Origin of the sequence: Paenibacillus sp. TAB_01, from assembly GCF_043945595.1 — a bacterium.
Lineage (GTDB): Bacteria > Bacillota > Bacilli > Paenibacillales > NBRC-103111 > Paenibacillus_S.
Genome location: NZ_JBIFNP010000002.1, coordinates 627,071 through 643,415, shown reverse-complemented (window position 1 = coordinate 643,415; position 16,345 = coordinate 627,071). Strand labels below are relative to the sequence as shown.

Annotated in this window: 13 protein-coding genes and 1 pseudogene; all 14 read left to right on the top strand. The window is 52.2% G+C overall.

Translation table 11 applies throughout. The features are described from left to right. Positions 1-3: 3 nt before the first annotated feature. The 14 genes and pseudogenes from ACHHV8_RS36315 (at position 4) to spoIIID (ending at position 16,227) form a co-directional block, all read left to right on the top strand. Positions 4-1,104 carry an NADH-quinone oxidoreductase subunit D gene (locus ACHHV8_RS36315; RefSeq protein ID WP_395164274.1) on the top strand — a complete coding sequence of 367 codons (1,101 nt, stop codon included), beginning with the start codon at positions 4-6 and terminating at the stop codon, positions 1,102-1,104. Next, positions 1,104-2,135: an NADH-quinone oxidoreductase subunit NuoH gene (gene nuoH / locus ACHHV8_RS36310; protein ID WP_395164273.1), complete on the top strand. Its 1,032-nt coding sequence runs from the start codon at positions 1,104-1,106 to the stop codon at positions 2,133-2,135. Before ACHHV8_RS36315 ends, nuoH begins: the two co-directional genes overlap by 1 nt. Positions 2,136-2,265: 130 nt before the next feature. Beyond that, positions 2,266-2,709 (top strand): NADH-quinone oxidoreductase subunit NuoI, encoded by a 444-nt coding sequence (gene nuoI / locus ACHHV8_RS36305; RefSeq protein ID WP_395164272.1) that lies wholly within the window; start codon positions 2,266-2,268, stop codon positions 2,707-2,709. Then, positions 2,709-3,232 (top strand): annotated as a pseudogene (locus ACHHV8_RS36300) (NADH-quinone oxidoreductase subunit J). The gene nuoI and the pseudogene ACHHV8_RS36300 overlap by 1 nt, the downstream one beginning before the upstream one ends. 2 nt (positions 3,233-3,234) lie before the next feature. After that, entirely contained in the window at positions 3,235-3,549 is a 315-nt protein-coding gene (gene nuoK / locus ACHHV8_RS36295; protein ID WP_395164271.1) for an NADH-quinone oxidoreductase subunit NuoK, read from the top strand. 126 nt (positions 3,550-3,675) lie between these two features. Continuing rightward, complete coding sequence (gene nuoL / locus ACHHV8_RS36290) at positions 3,676-5,571, top strand: NADH-quinone oxidoreductase subunit L (RefSeq protein ID WP_395164270.1); 1,896 nt, start codon at positions 3,676-3,678, stop codon at positions 5,569-5,571. Continuing rightward, the gene (locus ACHHV8_RS36285) at positions 5,561-7,189 is read left to right on the top strand and encodes a complex I subunit 4 family protein (RefSeq protein WP_395164269.1); all 1,629 of its coding nucleotides are present in this window, start codon (positions 5,561-5,563) and stop codon (positions 7,187-7,189) included. The genes nuoL and ACHHV8_RS36285 overlap by 11 nt, the downstream gene beginning before the upstream one ends. A gap of 43 nt (positions 7,190-7,232) precedes the next feature. Then, positions 7,233-8,708, top strand: coding sequence for an NADH-quinone oxidoreductase subunit N (locus tag ACHHV8_RS36280; RefSeq protein ID WP_395164324.1), 1,476 nt, complete (start codon positions 7,233-7,235; stop codon positions 8,706-8,708). A 580-nt stretch (positions 8,709-9,288) separates the two neighbouring features. Then, positions 9,289-11,640, top strand: a complete 2,352-nt coding sequence (locus tag ACHHV8_RS36275; RefSeq protein ID WP_395164268.1) for a S8 family peptidase — start codon at positions 9,289-9,291, stop codon at positions 11,638-11,640. Positions 11,641-11,674: 34 nt separating this feature from the next. Beyond that, positions 11,675-11,926: a DUF1146 family protein gene (locus ACHHV8_RS36270; protein ID WP_395164267.1), complete on the top strand. Its 252-nt coding sequence runs from the start codon at positions 11,675-11,677 to the stop codon at positions 11,924-11,926. Between the two features lie 291 nt (positions 11,927-12,217). After that, on the top strand, positions 12,218-13,543 hold the full coding sequence (gene murA, locus ACHHV8_RS36265; RefSeq protein WP_395164323.1) for a UDP-N-acetylglucosamine 1-carboxyvinyltransferase: 1,326 nt from the start codon (positions 12,218-12,220) through the stop codon (positions 13,541-13,543). Between the two features lie 163 nt (positions 13,544-13,706). Continuing rightward, positions 13,707-14,756, top strand: a complete 1,050-nt coding sequence (spoIID, locus tag ACHHV8_RS36260) for a stage II sporulation protein D (protein ID WP_395164266.1) — start codon at positions 13,707-13,709, stop codon at positions 14,754-14,756. A 167-nt stretch (positions 14,757-14,923) separates the two neighbouring features. Further along, positions 14,924-15,652 carry a peptidoglycan DD-metalloendopeptidase family protein gene (locus ACHHV8_RS36255; protein WP_395164265.1) on the top strand — a complete coding sequence of 243 codons (729 nt, stop codon included), beginning with the start codon at positions 14,924-14,926 and terminating at the stop codon, positions 15,650-15,652. A gap of 287 nt (positions 15,653-15,939) precedes the next feature. Continuing rightward, entirely contained in the window at positions 15,940-16,227 is a 288-nt protein-coding gene (gene spoIIID / locus ACHHV8_RS36250; RefSeq protein ID WP_094014845.1) for a sporulation transcriptional regulator SpoIIID, read from the top strand. Positions 16,228-16,345: the final 118 nt, after the last annotated feature.

Below are 16,345 nucleotides of genomic sequence, written 5' to 3'. Positions count from 1 at the left end.
CTTTTGATTAGAACGGAAGAACTGCTGCTTAACGTAGGGCCCCAGCATCCGAGTACCCATGGCGTATTCCGGATTGTCGTGAAGCTGGACGGGGAAGTGATCACGGAAGCCGACCCGGTGATGGGGTATTTGCACCGCGGGACAGAGAAGCTGGCTGAGAACCTGAATTATACCCAGATCATACCCTATACCGACAGGATGGATTACGTCTCCGCGATGACCAACAATTATGTGCTGGTGCATGCGGTGGAGAAGCTGATGCAGATTGAAATTCCGGAACGCGCCGATTTCTTGCGGCTGATCGTCATGGAGCTTCAGCGGGTTGCTTCGCATTTGGTCTGGTGGGGTACCTATCTGCTGGATATCGGCGCGATGAGCCCGTTTCTGTATGCATTCCGCGATCGTGAGATTATCATCAACTTGTTTAATGAGCTGTGCGGCGCGCGCCTTACTTACAATTACATGCGCGTCGGCGGTGTGAAATGGGATGCGCCGGAGGGCTGGATTGAGAAGGTACGCAAGTTCATTCCCTATATGCGGGATAAGCTGGAAGAGTATACGGATCTGGTCAGCGGGAACGAAATCTTTTTGGCAAGGATACGCGGCATTGGCAAGTACGATGCGGATACCGCAATCGCTTATGGCTTAAGCGGGGCCAACCTGCGATGTACCGGGGTTTCCTGGGACATTAGGAAAGACCAGCCTTACAGCTTGTACAACCGGTTTGAATTTGACGTTCCGGTCGGCACGAACGGCGACTGCTATGACCGGTACCTGCTGCGTTTTGAGGAAATACGGCAGTCTCTGCGTATCCTGGAGCAGGCGGTGGAGCAGTTTCCGGCGGAAGGCGAGACGATGGGCAAGGTTCCCCGGGTGCTGCGGGCGCCGGAGGGCGAGGTCTATGCCGGTATCGAATCCCCAAGGGGGGAGATTGGCTGCTTTATCGCATCGAAGGGGAAGGATAAGCCGTACCGCTTGAAGTTCCGCAGGCCGTCCTTCGTGAACCTGCAAATATTGCCGAAGCTGTTGGTCGGGGAAACGATGACGAATCTCATCACCATCCTCGGAGGTATCGATATCGTCGTCGGGGAGGTGGACTGCTGATGGTTAATTTGCTGCAGCAGCAGCTGACTTGGGCGAACTTCGCTATTTTCTTCGCGTGGGGCGTCGTCATGCTGCTGGTTATTCTCGGGTTCGTTACCTATGCCATTTACTTCGAGCGCAAGGTTATCGGTTGGATGCAGCTGCGGATCGGTCCGAACCGGACGGGGCCGCTAGGTTTATTGCAAAGCGTAGCCGATGTCATGAAGCTGCTGATCAAGGAGGATACGATTCCACGGAAGGCGGAGAAGGAGCTGTTCATTCTCGCTCCGGTCATTACCTTTATTCCGTCCTTTGCCGTTTGCGCAGTTATCCCCTTTACGGATAAGCTGATCAGTACGAATCTGAATGCCGGGCTGTTGTATTATGTGGCGCTGTCAGGCATCTCTACGATCGGTATCGTTCTCGGGGGATGGGCTTCGAACAATAAGTATGCATTGCTGGGCGGTATGCGCTCCGCGGCGCAGATGATCAGCTATGAAATTCCGTTGGTCATTTCCGTGATCGGCGTCATTATGACGAGCGGCAGCTTGAACCTTAATGTTATTGCGGAGCACCAAGCCGGAGGATTCTGGCATTGGAATTTCCTCCCGCAAATTATCGGCTTCGTCGTGTTCATCATTGCCGGCGTTTCCGAGTTAAATCGTACGCCGTTCGACTTGCCTGAGGCCGAGTCGGAGCTGGTCGCAGGCTATCATGTCGAGTACAGCGGCTTCCGGTTTGCCTTCTTCATGCTGGCTGAATACGTCTATGTGTTCGCTATTGCGGGACTGACGACGACGTTGTTCCTGGGCGGCTGGCACGCGCCGTTTCCGTTTCTAGATTTTATCCCGGGGCTGATCTGGTTCCTGTTGAAATTTGCTGCGATTGTGTTCTTCCTGTTCTGGATTCGGGCCACACTGCCGCGGATTCGGGTCGATCAGCTGATGGGCATGGGGTGGAAGGTGCTGCTGCCGCTGGCGCTGGTCAACATTTTCGTAACGGCCGTATATATGAGTATCGGACCGATGCTGTCGGTTTATTTTTTGAAATAAGCGGCCATCTGTAAGCTCTGCTGGACCGTCGACCGGATGAGCCGGCACCGCCGTTGACTTAGGACGTAAGAGCCGGTGATCTTCTAAATAACGCAATGGACTAAACGCATTGGAAAAGGGTGAAAAGCTTATGAAAGGCATCGTGAAAGGCCTTGGTGTTACCCTGAAAGCCATGACCCAGAAAAAAGTAACCTACGCCTATCCGGACGTTCCTCTGGAGATGCCGGACCGGTTTAGGGGAATTCAGCATTTTGACCCGGATAAATGTATCGTCTGCAATCAATGCGCCCGCATCTGTCCTACGGAATGCATCAATCTGACAGGGAAGGCGAACCCGGATCCGGAGAAAAAGGGCAAGGTCATCGATACGTATGACATCAACTTCGAAATATGTATTTTGTGCGATTTGTGCACGGAGGTATGTCCTACGGAAGCGATTGTCATGACAAATAATTTTGAATTAAGCACGTACAGCCGGGACGATTTGTTCAAAAACCTGCAGTGGTTGAATGAAAACAACCAGCACATACGGCAGGAGAACAATTCCGCGATGCCGAAAGGTGGGGCGAAGTAATGTTCGGGAATATCATGTCGTTTCTATCCAGCGGTGAGAATATCGCCTTCTTCATCTTCGCGCTGATGGCGATCGGGGGCGCGATCTTTATGATCAGCTTCAATAAGGTCGTGCATATGGTATTGGCGCTGGCGCTGACCTTCATCAGCATGGCCGGCCTGTACGTTGTGCTGAATGCGGAGTTCGTGGCTTTCGTGCAAATTTTGATTTATGCGGGAGCGATCTCGATTCTGATGATTTTCGGGATTATGATGACGAAGCATCAGGGCGAGGAGGAAGAGCCCAAGCGGCCTGTTCATAACGTGCTTTTGTTTATAGGAGCCGCAGCTATGTTCGGGGTCTGTTTTACTGCATTCAGAACTCAACGCTTCCTGCTGGGGAATTTAAAGCGGCGGAGGACAACACGCTGGAAATCGGCAAGCTGCTTTTTAGCGCGCATGTGATTCCATTCGAGCTGATGTCGGTACTGCTGACCGTTGCTTTTATCGGTGCGATCGTCATCGCCAAACGGGAGGAGGACTAACCATGGGTGTCGGATTAGCAACCCCTTACCTGACTTTGGCGGCGATTCTATTTTGTATCGGCTTGTACGGAGCATTGGCCAAAAAAAGCGCGATCATCGTGCTGCTGTCTATCGAGCTCATGCTGAACGCGGTCAATTTGAATCTTGTCGCTTTCTCCAAGCTGGGCGTTCAGCCGAACTTGACAGGTCAAATTTTCTCGCTGTTCAACATTACGATAGCCGCTGCCGAAGTCGCGGTAGGTATTGCGATTCTCATTACGTTATACCGCATCAAAGGAACAACGGACGTGAATGAGATGGATTCGTTAAAACGATAGCACCGTCCGGCTTGGTTCGGTCTATGGAGAACGGCGGATTTGGAAACCGGGCTGTCATGGACCCGGCCTAGCGGGTGCTTTTGAAGAGAGCCTGTCCGATGGCGGGCTTTAAGGAGGACAAAACTGATGATATCGGCTTATTCGCAATATGCCTGGCTTATTCCGTTGTTCCCGCTGCTTGCATTTCTCATACTGATGGCAATGGGGCGCCAATTGAAGGATGCAGGCATCTATATCAGCATTATTGCGACATTCGCCTCATTTGTTGTGGCGCTGCTGATTTTTATCGAGCGGTTGGGAGGACAAATCGAGGATTACACATGGAATAAGCTGACCTGGATCAAGCTGAGTACGGGCTCGCTTTCCATGGGGTTCGAGATTACCAATCTCAACGCTCTGATGCTCGTGATCGTGACTACCGTTAGTCTGCTGGTCAATCTGTACTCCAAAGGCTACATGCATGGGGACGAGCGAATCCATGTGTTTTTTGCTTATATTGCATTGTTCACTTTCTCGATGCTCGGGTTGGTCATCTCCGAAAATTTATTGGAGCTGTATATCTTCTGGGAGCTCGTAGGGGTATGTTCCTTTCTGCTGGTCGGATTCTGGTACTTTAAACCGGAGGCTAGGGCCGCCGCCAAAAAGGCATTCATCGTTACGCGGATCGGCGATGTCGGTCTGTTGATTGCTATTCTGCTGCTGTTCTGGGCGATGCCGAACCATGCGCTGGATTTTACTTCCATACATAATGCTTTTACAAGCGGCAAAATATCCGGGGATATCGCCACCTGGATTGCCATCCTGATCTTTGTCGGGGCGGTAGGCAAGTCGGGCCAGTTCCCGCTGCATACCTGGCTGCCGGATGCTATGGAAGGGCCGACGCCGATCAGCGCATTGATTCATGCAGCGACGATGGTAGCGGCGGGCGTATATCTGGTAGCGCGTACCTTCGATATTTTTCAGGCATCGCCGGCGGCATTGACCGTCGTTGCTTGCATTGGCGGGTTTACGGCTATTTTTGCAGCGACGATCGGCACGGCGCAGAACGATATTAAGCGGATACTCGCTTATTCCACGGTCAGCCAGCTGGGCTATATGATGATGGCCCTCGGCATTGGCACGACGGTTGCGTATACGGCGGGTATTTTCCATCTGTTCACTCACGCTTTCTTCAAAGCGCTCTTGTTCTTGGGGGCGGGCAGCGTCATCCATTCCGTACAAACGCAGAATATTCACGAAATGGGCGGCATCGGCAGCAGGATGAAGGTGACAGCGTGGACCTTCGGTATTGGCGCGCTGGCTTTGTCCGGCATTCCGCCTTTATCAGGCTTCTGGTCTAAGGACGCGATACTGGCCGAGGCCTACAATCACAACATGCTGCTGTTCTGGGTAGGCGTTATCGCGGCGTTCTTCACGGCATTTTATATGGCACGATTATTCTTTCTCGTGTTCTTGGGCAAGCCGCGGCATCACATTCATGTCCATGAGTCGCCTTCAGTTATGACGATACCGCTTATCATTCTGGCAGTATTGGCTGTGGTGGCAGGCTTTGTATTCACACCATTTACTCCTTGGCTCGGCACATGGCTGACCGGTCAAGCGGAAGAAGAGCATGCGAATGCTGTGGTTATGATTGTGTCGACGCTGGTCGGTTTGCTTGGGATCGGGCTTGGTTACTTGGTCTATTGGAAGAAGACATTCCCTAGCGACGCCGTATCTCTCCGGGCTCCATGGCTTTATCGGCTATTGAACCGCAAATATTATATCGACGAAATTTATCAAACCGTTATCGTCCAACCGCTCCAAATTATCGGCAATGTGCTGGCGCTGTTTGACAAGTACGTCATCGACGGTGTCGTTAAGTTCGCCAGCTACTCGGTCGTAGGCATCGGAAGAATCGGAGCCCGCCTGCAGAACGGTCAGGTTCAGTCCTACGGTCTGGCCACCATACTGGGATTTTTGGGCTTGGTCATCCTGGCCTTGGCGGCCATCGCCGTAAGGAGGTTCGTCCATGCAGGATAGTTCATACATTTTATCGCTGATTGCCTTTTCGCCGCTGCTTGGCGTGCTGGTCCTTCTCTTTATGCCGAAGCATCAGGGAATGTGGATCAAGACGGTAGCGATCATTGCAACCTTAATCCCGCTCGCCCTTTCCGCTTGGCTGTATTCGGCTTTCAACCAGCAGCTGGAGGGGATGCAGTTCAAGGAAGAGTTGGGTTGGATTACCGTCCCGCTGAATCATGAAGCGCAGGGATTAAACCAGCTGACCTCGTTCTATCTCCAGTTCAAATATACGATGGCGGTAGATGGGCTCTCGCTGCCTCTGGTGTTTCTTACCGCGCTGGTGGCAACGATGGCGGCCCTTGCTTCGGTCTATATCAAAAAGCGCTGGAAATCGTATTATATTTGGTTTCTCCTGTTGGAGACCGGCATGTTCGGCGTCTTTATGGCGCAGGATTTGTTCCTTTTCTTCATCTTTTTCGAGATTACGCTCATCCCTATGTTCTTCCTGATCGGCATATGGGGCTACATGGAGCGCGAGCGGGCGGCGAACAAATTTCTCATTTATAATGGTATCGGTTCGGCAATTATGCTCATCGCCTTTTTCATTTTGGTGACGACCGCCGGCTTCGGACAGGTATCCAATGACAGCGGAACCTCCATTTTTTACAGCGGGGATTTAAGCGTCATCTCCAGCCACCTTTTCGGAGAAGGCTCGTACGTGAATCAGGCGGATGTCGAGGGAGGCAATCCCTTCTTCCTGAGCATTGCGATGAAATGGACGCTGTTCGTGATGCTGCTTGTCGCCTTCGGCATCAAGCTGCCTATCTTTCCATTCCATACCTGGATGCTGAAGGTTCATACCGAAGCGCCACCATCGGTTGTTATGATTCACTCCGGCATTCTGCTGAAAATGGGCGCCTACGGATTTATCCGCTTCGGCGTACTGCTCTTTCCGCAGCAGGCCACGCAGTGGGCGACGGTGCTGGCGGTTCTAGGGGTCATTAATATCATTTACGGAGCCGTACTGGCGCTCGTACAAAAAGATTTCAAGCTTGTGCTGGCTTACTCCAGTATCAGCCATATGGGCATTGTCCTGCTCGGGATTGCTGCGTTCAACACGACGGGACTCGAAGGCGCCGTCTTCCAGCTCGTGTCCCATGGACTCATTTCGGCGCTTATGTTTCTGCTGGTCGGCGCTATCTACGAGCGGACACAAACGACCATGCTGGATCACCTGGGCGGTCTTGCCGCCAAAATTCCGTTTATCTCCGGCATTTTGCTCGTTTCCGGTATGGCATCGCTGGGACTGCCGGGGCTGTCCGGGTTCGTCAGCGAGTTTCTGGCATTCGTCGGTTTGTTCGAGACCAAGAAAGTGCTGACCGTTATCGCAACGCTGGGCGTCATTCTAACAGCCGTTTATGTGCTGCGCGGGGTGCTCAGTATCACCTATGGTCCTTTGAAGGTACAGACGGAGACCATCAAGGATGCAAGGCTGATCGAAGCGATTCCCATGATTGTGCTCGTTGCCTTCATTGTCGTTCTGGGGATTTATCCGGCGGTGTTAAGCGCGCCGCTGCAGCAAACGGTCGGCAGCTTCGATCAATTCATACATACCGTCGCGAAGATAGGGGGTTAGACCGGTGGAACAACTACGTCTCCAATGGAGCGATCTCGGATTCATGGCACCGGAGCTGACACTGGTCATCGCTGCGGTAGTCCTGTCGGTTCTTGATCTGCTGCTGCCTAAGCAAGTAAACCGAACGTCGCTAAGCTGGCTGTCACTGATCAGTATTATCATTTCCGGGCTCTTCGTCGTTAGTTATCTGAATCCGGCGGAGCCGAAGCAGCTGCTGAATTTCAGCTATCGCATCGACGACTTCGCCAATATCATGAAGCTTATCTTACTGACGGGGGCCGGCTTGGTTACCTTCATGAGCATAGGCTCGGTGAAGGAAGAAGAAGTGCCGCACCTCGGAGAGTTTTATTATCTGCTCCTCCCCGCAACCTTGGGCGGTATGATTATGGCGTCCTCAGGGGATTTGATCACTCTGTATGTCGGTCTGGAGCTGCTGAGCATTACCTCGTATATTCTGGTAGCCATGCGGAAAAAGGATCTGCGATCCAACGAGAGTGCCTTCAAGTATGTCATTCTGGGCGGGATCTCCTCCGCGGTCATTCTGTACGGGATGTCCTTTCTGTATGGCTTATCGGGCTCCACGGGAATTGCGGAGATTAACACGGCATTAGGCGAGCATGCGGAGACCGCGCTGCCGTTCATTTATTTGTCCTTCTTCCTGCTGCTGGCAGGCTTCGGCTTTAAGGTAGCGGCGGCGCCGTTTCATATGTGGGCTCCGGATGTTTATCAGGGGGCCTCTACACCGATTACGGCATTTCTGGCGGTCGTCTCCAAAGGCGCGGCGCTGGCCATTTTATTTCGTGTCATGTACGGAGTATTCGCGATAGGTTCGCTCATGAGTCTGCCGTTCCATGAGGATGTGCTGCTCATTTTGATGATTGTAGCTGCAGCTGCGATGATCATGGGGAATTTCACCGCACTGCGCCAAACGAACCTGAAGCGGCTTTTGGCTTACTCAGGTATCGCCAACTCGGGCTATTTGCTGATTCCGATCGCAGCACAGTTCTCGATGGTGCATTACTCCAATTTCTCCGAGTTTGCTTTTTATCTCATTGCCTATCTGTTTATGAACATTGGTATCTTCGCCGTATTGATGATACTGGAGCATTCCACAGGCGATGAGCAGATCGGCGGCTTGGCGGGACTGTATTACAGGGCGCCGTGGACGGCTGCGGCTACCGTATTGCTTGTTCTGTCTCTGGCGGGACTTCCCTTGTCGGGCGGCTTTTTCGGGAAGCTGTTCATTTTACTGGGGACGCTCGCCACGCAGCATTATTGGCTGGCCGGCGTGATGATGCTGACAAGCGTCGTATCCTTTTATTATTACTTCGGCTTCATCCGGCAAATGTTCATGCGCTCGGATATCGAGTCGAAGGGAGTACGGGTACCGATTCCGTTGGGTATAACCGTCTGGCTGTGCGCAGCTATTAGTGTGGTGCTTGGAGTCATCCCTCATGTCGTGCTTGGCTGGATCGACCGCATCTTCTCGTTAACGCAAGATTTATTTTTTCTCAGCTAATCTCTTTGTCTTTGTTTCATGGAAAATAACGCTCGCCCAGCGTGGGCAAAAGGTCCGGAAACCGCAGCAGATGCGGAGCCCCGGACTTTTTTTATGCTCGTCCAAGCCGCTGTATTTTCAAGGTGCTGCTATGTTTGTGCTGCAGGGGATGGGGGTAATAACTGGTAATTCCCGCCGGTTCCACAGAGCGGACTCGATAGCAGGGTGGGGAAGCGGGAGGAATTCGTACCAGCAGGCTTTGTCCGGGCAAGCTGATGGTTCTGCCAGCGCTGTAACGTTCATAAAACATCCATTATTTACTTCTTCCAAATGTATAGCTTATGCAGGGAAATGTAGTATGGTTATAGAATCAAGTAAAGCTATCGAAATCAGCGTAAAGGAACCATGGACATGAGGCAGACAAAGGGTACATTTCTACTTGTTCACTGGATTGCAGGGCTTGTGCTGCTGCTTATGATGACTGGCGCGGTTCAGGCCCAAGAACAAGGTCCGATCCGTCCGGGCTGCTGCCGTGGCAGACGACCCTTTTGGCGAGAAACAATCCTATTTAAAGCTAATTCACGTAAATGAAGCATGGGACGTGGAGAAAGGCAATTCCAACATTACCATCGCTATTGTCGATACCGGGGTTGACCTCAGCCACCCCGACCTGCAGCCGAATTTGGTCGATGGGATCAATCTGGTGAATCCAAGTCTTCCGCCTCGCGACGACAACGGGCACGGAACGAATGTGGCAGGCGTGCTGGCGGCGGTGACGAATAACGACAGAGGCGTCTCCGGCATTTTGTGGAACGCCAAAATTATGCCGGTCAAGGCGCTCGAAGCGGACGGTTCAGGCGGAGAGGCGAAGCTGGGCGAAGGCATTCGCTACGCAGTGGACCATGGCGCCAAAATTGTCGTGCTGTCGTTGGGACTTAATAAATATTCGACTTATATGGACGAAATTGTACGTTATGCGGAGGAACGCGACGTTCTCTTGGTTGCGGCTACCGGAAATGAGGGCAACCGGGTCAAATATCCGGCAGCGTATCCTACTGTGCTCGCGGTCGGAGGTATGACGGCCGAGCGGACGGCCGACAAGCGTTCTAACACAGGTCCCGAAGTGGACCTTGTCGCCCCTTGGGACGTGTTTACAACGGCGCTGGGCGGCTCCTACGAGAATAAGGACGGCACTTCGATGGCCGCCCCGCAGGTCGCGGCTGTGGCAGCCTTGGCCTGGAAGAAGTATCCGGACCTGAAGGCTTTTCAGATTCGTCAGCTGCTGCGGCAAACGGCAGACGATTTGGGGACGCCTGGCTGGGATGCTTCAACAGGCTATGGCCTGGTGCGTGCAGACCGCGCTTTAACCGAAATGCCGCTGCTCGATATGTATGAGCCGAACGGCCGAAAGGATCAGGCGAAATCTATTGCGGTCAGCAAATCCGTTGCGGCCTCGTTTAACGGGGGTTCGGATCAGGACTGGTTTTATTTCGATGCTCCCTATGACGGCACGGTCAAGGTTTCGTTCCAGCTGGAGGGCGGCTTGCCGGTAACGCTCCAGCATACGGATGCTTCCGGGGCATTCAGCAGTCAAACGGTTAGTGCCGGCGGCTCCGCAGCGCTTCCGGTGACCAAAGGACGCAGTTATATCCAGCTGCAGCTAGGCAACCGAAGCGTGAAAACGGAAACGCCCTATCAGATGACCACCTCTTTTGAAATCTATCGCGATCAATTCGAGGATAACGACAAGCAGTATAAAGCGTATGTGCTGCCTTCACGGACTCAAACGATCAAGGGAACGTTCCATCAGCAGAACGATCAGGATTGGTTCGAGTTTCCGGTGATGCAATCCGGTTCCTTGAACATTCGGCTTTCGACCGATACGGCTAGGATCGACCCTGTTCTGTACGTACAGAAGCAGGGAGAGAAAGCGGTCCTTGTGGACGACGGGGAGGATGGAGCGGGCGAGACGCTCGAGCTTCCTGAAGTGTTCCCGGGCAGCTATTATATTAGAGTCAGTAATGTAAAAGAGTATGCGAACGCCGTAGTCGGCGAATACTTTTTAACTATTGAATATAATGCTAAACAAATCGATCCGAATGAGCCGAACAATCGTTCTTATCAAGCGACAACCGTTTCGTTGAATACAGACTATTACGGACTGATGGATAAAAGCGACGATATCGACTGGTTCCAGTATTCGCTGAACGGCGATTCGCTGGTCCAAATGGATCTGGGAGATATACCTTATGGAGTCAGCATGGGGATGACCCTTTATGATGGCACCATGCAGTCGTTAGCCAACAGCTCCGGAAGCGAGGCGATTCAATTGCTGCAGCGGCTCCCGGCGGGTACCTACTATGTGAAGCTCGGAGCCAGCCAAGCGTTCGATAACAATCTGTATCGTTTGAACATAAGAGCTAAGCCGCTGGTCGGCGGATATTCGGATATTGACGGGCATTGGGCGCTGGATAACATCCTCGAGATGAGCGGCAAGCAGATCATTAACGGATATGACGACTACACCTTCCGGCCGAATTACGCGATAACGCGGGCGGAGGCTACGACTTTACTAAGCAGAGCCCTTCATTTATCCAAGGAAAAAAATATCGCTTATAGCGATCTATCCGCAGGCCATTGGGCGTATTCTTATATCGCCAGGGCGGCGCAAAGCGGCATTATCGACGGCTATCCTGACGGATCCTTCGCGCCGGACCAGCCGGTAAGCCGAATGGAGATGATCGCGATGATTGCCAAAGGGTTGAACAAGACAGGCAAGAAGCGGGGAGCCGTTCCATTCAGCGACGTGGATGATGATTACTGGGGCGTCGGGATTTTGAAGCAGATGAAGGCCGAGGGATGGATTGACGGCTATGCCGACGGAAGCTTCCGTCCCGATCAGCAGGCTTCGCGTGCGGAATTCGTCTCCATGCTGGCCAAGATGCTGCCTTAATGGGCTTTAATTGAAGAAAGGTGAGAGAGCAAGTATGGATTATGTGGAACAAATGAAATCTTCGATGGGCATGAACGGCCTGCTGAATATTGTCATTGTGCTTATCTGCATCGGCTGCTCGTGGTGGGCACTGCAGGAGCTGCAATTCGATAAATTAACGAAGCGGCCGCGAAGCACGCAGAGCAAGGTGCTTCAGATTTTGCTTTCGGTTGCATTAGGGTATCAGGTGGCCAAATTCGTAATTGATTATTTTCAATGGTTCACTTGGCTCCCCGGCATGTTTTAATTCGTCTGTAACCGACAGCTCCTCTGAAGCAGGAGGACTTGGCCATGTGACCTGTTCTGCAGTTTAGGCACGGACGGAGTAGCCCGCAAGGGGCAGATTCCGGGACTTTTCAGGCAGTCAGAAGAATAACCGAGGGGATTATTGTCAACAATGGATAGTACAACCGTTGTAAATTCCCGAGTAGCTCCGAATAGTATCGTGATAGTACTCACAAATGAAAATTTACATGCTGAAGGTTCGATGCTAAACTAGGAACAGTGTGCAGAGAAAACAGCGCGGAGGGGGACCATGATGAGCAAAATTATCGTCCGCGGCGGCCAGCGATTGTCCGGCAGAGTCAGAATACACGGCGCCAAAAATGCCGTCCTGCCGATCATTGCAGCCTCTATATTAGGTACAGAAGGAGACAGTGTCATTCACGACGCACCTCCACTGGACGACGTCATTGTCATTAATCAGGTTTTGGAAAGCTTAGGTATACAAATTGACTATAAAGATGAAACCGTGCGCGTCAACGCGACAAATATCCGCACCTGCGAGGCTTCCTATGAGCTGGTTCGTAAAATGCGGGCATCTTTTCTTGTGATGGGACCTTTATTGGCCCGGATGGGTCAAGCGAGAATCTCTTTGCCCGGCGGCTGCGCGATAGGCACCCGTCCGATCGACCAGCATCTCAAAGGCTTCGAGGCCATGGGCGCTGAGATCGAGCTGGGTCAAGGCTATATCGAAGCGAAGGTGGCCGGTCGCCTGAAAGGCGCCAAGGTATATCTCGATGTCGCAAGCGTAGGGGCTACAGAGAATATCATGATGGCGGCTTCACTGGCGGAAGGCACGACGACGATCGAAAATGCGGCCAAAGAGCCGGAAATTGTCGATTTGGCCAATTATTTAAATGCAATGGGCGCCAAAATCCGCGGTGCCGGTACCGGATTAATCCGGATCGACGGTGTGGAGAAGCTGGTCGGCGCGGTACATACGGTCATACCGGATCGGATTGAAGCGGGTACCTACATGATGGCGGCTGCCATTACAGGCAGCGACTTGTATATTGATGGAGCCATTGGCGACCATCTGCGTCCGGTCATTTCCAAGCTGCAAGAAATGGGCGTTCATATTGAAGAGGACGAAAACGGCCTTCGCGTATATACCGACAAGCCGCTTCGCTGCGTCGATGTGAAGACACTGCCGTATCCCGGCTTTCCTACCGATATGCAGTCGCAAATGATGGCGCTGCTGTTAACGGCGGAAGGCACAAGTATTGTAACCGAGACGGTGTTTGAGAACCGGTTTATGCACGTGGAACAGCTGGCCCATATGAATGCGCAGATCAAGGTGGAGGGCCGAAGCGCCGTCATCAGCGGCGGAGCTAAGCTGCAGGGCGGTAAGGTCTGCGCCACGGATCTTCGTGCCGGTGCCGCGCTGGTGCTGGCTGCGCTTGTGGCTGATGGTGAAACGGAAATTACCGGTATCCATCATATTGACCGCGGTTATGTGGACATTACGCAAAAATTACGGCAGCTTGGCGCCGAGATCGAACGGCTTCCCGCAGAGGTTGCCGACTATGAGCCGTCGGACGAATCAATTTCGATTTTTGCGGCAGCTCCAAGCTTAGCCTAATATGAACAGGAACACTAGAGGAGATTCTCTCATTTGAATATGGGAGAGGCTCCTCTTTTCTCTTGTACGGGTTCTATTCTATCTTTCCGGTTCATAAGATGATGATACCTGCAGTCACGAGGTGCATGCAGTCTAAGAGCCGGCAGAAGATGGAGGAGCAGGAATGATTCGTACGCATAGAAGACAGTGGATCCGATGGGTGGCCGTATGCCTGTCGAGTTTTGCCGCGGTTATTTTGCTTGTCCCCGCGATTCTCGTAAAAAGCCACGGCCCCTCGGCGGTCCCAATAGAAAGGATGGGACAGGAGATAATCGCTTCCGATCGGGCAACAGAGGAGCAGGTGATGGTTCCGGTCTACTTGACCCAGCAGAAGAAGGTAGAACGGATTCCGCTGGAATCGTATGTTAGAGGCGTGCTGGCAGCCGAGATGCCCATTGAATTTGAGCTGGAGGCAATGAAAGCCCAAGCGATGGCTGCGAGAACCTATATCGTGAGAAGGATCGCGGAGCAGGATTTCACTGGCGTGCCCGCTAAAGCGGCGGGGGCCTGGGTCACGGACACGGTGGCGCATCAAGCCTATGTGTCGGATGAGGAGTTGAAGGAGCGGTGGGGTAAGGCTTACGCGGACAATGCGGACAAGCTGAACCGGGCTGTGAATGAAACGAAGGGCTTCATTCTTACTTATGAGGGAAAACCGATTGAAGCGACTTTTTTCTCGACAAGCAACGGCTACACCGAAAACTCGGAGGATTATTGGAACGAGTATATTCCTTATCTTCGCAGCGTACCGAGCCCTTGGGACGTATCGTTGTCACCGCGCTACAAGGAAACGGTAACCTTGACGGCCAAGGAGCTGCAGACCAAGCTTGGCTTGCGCAGCAGCATCCCGGCATCGGCCGGAGCCGGAGGCGGTATGAAGGTGCTGGAAACGACGCAGGGCCACCGTATCAAAAGGATGACGGTGGGCGGAACAACATTCACCGGGCGGGAGCTCAGAGAAAAGCTCGGCTTGGCTTCCTCCCAGTTTCAATGGAGCTGGAAGGGCCAGAGCTTATCAATAACAACATTCGGCTATGGACATGGCGTCGGTATGAGCCAATGGGGAGCGAACGGGATGGCAATGGAAGGGCGCAAGGCGGAAGAGATCGTAAAATACTATTATAAAGGCATTGCCCTTCAACAGGATGCTTCCTTTCTACCAAAGCCCTCTTAAAAGGGGGAAACGGGCCAGCAAGGGATAGCCCGCCGGAGGCGTTGATCCATCTGGATTATGCGTTGAAATGAAAACTATTATTTTTTTCAAATACAGCTAAAAAAATAGATCACCTCGCGTATAAAACTCGTATCCGTGGCAACAATGATTAGCGAGGTGATAAATCTATGAATGATCAAAAGAGAGATTTACAGACCAAAGAAGAAGCTCCAAAACCAATGGATGGAGCGCAAAGCAGTTCGACGTCCGCATGGAAAAAACTACTGGCTAAGAAATGGGTGTTTCCTGCGACGTACATGGCAGCTGCGGCAATTATCTTAACGTTAATGTGGGTCTACCAGGATGCTGGCAAGTCCTCCCTGAAAGATGTGGGAATGGACAGCACCCCTACGGTAACCGACAACGTGATGGGCCCCGATGCTGCTGTGAGTGTCAATGCCAACACTGAGACGATGCAATGGCCGTTCAAAGACCGCAATGAGCTTGAGGTTGTAATGCAGTACTTCGACAGCAAGGCTTCGAATGAAGTGCGTCAAGCCGCTATGGTGGAGTACGGTCAAGAGTTCACGCCTCATATGGGGATCGACTTTGCAAGACCGGATGCCCAAGCGTTTGATGTTATGGCTGCAATGAGCGGTAAAGTGACGGCTGTCGAGAAAAATCCGGTCGTCGGCAACCTGGTGGAAATCACGCATCCGAATGGGCTGGTTACCGTGTACCAAAGCTTGGCCGATGTCAAAGTGGCTAAAGATGCGGAAGTGAAAAAAGGCGATGTCATCGCCAAAGCCGGCCGCAACGAGCTGGAGAAGGATCAGGGGAATCACCTGCACTTCGAGGTTCGTCAAGGCCAAGGCGGCGCAGCATTGAATCCTGAGACGTTTATCTCCGGTCACTAATCAACCGATAGACATGGAGCAGGGGGCGGGCGTTTGAGACGCCCCCTTTTTTTATATTAAGAACAGAAACGGGCTATCCCAGGACTCTAACTCATCTGAGCATGCCATCCGGTTCTCACGAGTGAATTGTATCTGCAAGGGTGCTTTTCTTGCGCTTTCGCCTCCTTGGAGCGCTTGTCCTTGAAAATAATTGACCGGAATAGGCTTGTCACGCTTGGAAACAAAGAATATAAGTTAAGGCCCCTCATATAATGTACCAAACTAACTCGAGTAGGGAGGCGAGGGGAGTGCACGATTACATCAAAGAGCGAACCATTAAAATCGGACGTTGCCTTGTTGAAACGAAGCACACGGTTCGCACTATTGCGAAGGAATTTGGCGTTTCGAAAAGTACAGTGCACAAGGATTTAACGGAGCGGTTGCCCGAGATTAATCCGGATCTGGCGAACCAAGTGAAGCATATCCTGGAATACCACAAATCGATTCGTCACCTGCGCGGAGGGGAAGCGACCAAGATTAAGTATCGCAAGACTCGCAGCCCAAAATCCCAGGATAAGCTTGTGACGGCCAAGTAAGTGCGTACGGTTATCGAGTTAGGCTCCTACAAACCGATCCGAACCGACACGAAGAAGCGATTTATGTCGAAAAAATTCATCTGAAAAAGAGGAATTTTCATTTTTATATCGAACTATT

What these genes read in the sequence shown, in the direction of transcription:
- ACHHV8_RS36280 (WP_395164324.1), top strand. Translation starts at nt 7,233, where the DNA reads ATGGCACCGGAGCTGACACTGGTCATCGCTGCGGTAGTCCTGTCGGTT.
- murA (WP_395164323.1), top strand. Translation starts at nt 12,218, where the DNA reads ATGAGCAAAATTATCGTCCGCGGCGGCCAGCGATTGTCCGGCAGAGTC.
- nuoL (WP_395164270.1), top strand. Translation starts at nt 3,676, where the DNA reads ATGATATCGGCTTATTCGCAATATGCCTGGCTTATTCCGTTGTTCCCG.
- nuoK (WP_395164271.1), top strand. Translation starts at nt 3,235, where the DNA reads ATGGGTGTCGGATTAGCAACCCCTTACCTGACTTTGGCGGCGATTCTA.
- nuoH (WP_395164273.1), top strand. Translation starts at nt 1,104, where the DNA reads ATGGTTAATTTGCTGCAGCAGCAGCTGACTTGGGCGAACTTCGCTATT.
- ACHHV8_RS36255 (WP_395164265.1), top strand. Translation starts at nt 14,924, where the DNA reads ATGAATGATCAAAAGAGAGATTTACAGACCAAAGAAGAAGCTCCAAAA.
- spoIID (WP_395164266.1), top strand. Translation starts at nt 13,707, where the DNA reads ATGATTCGTACGCATAGAAGACAGTGGATCCGATGGGTGGCCGTATGC.
- ACHHV8_RS36270 (WP_395164267.1), top strand. Translation starts at nt 11,675, where the DNA reads ATGGATTATGTGGAACAAATGAAATCTTCGATGGGCATGAACGGCCTG.
- nuoI (WP_395164272.1), top strand. Translation starts at nt 2,266, where the DNA reads ATGAAAGGCATCGTGAAAGGCCTTGGTGTTACCCTGAAAGCCATGACC.
- ACHHV8_RS36285 (WP_395164269.1), top strand. Translation starts at nt 5,561, where the DNA reads ATGCAGGATAGTTCATACATTTTATCGCTGATTGCCTTTTCGCCGCTG.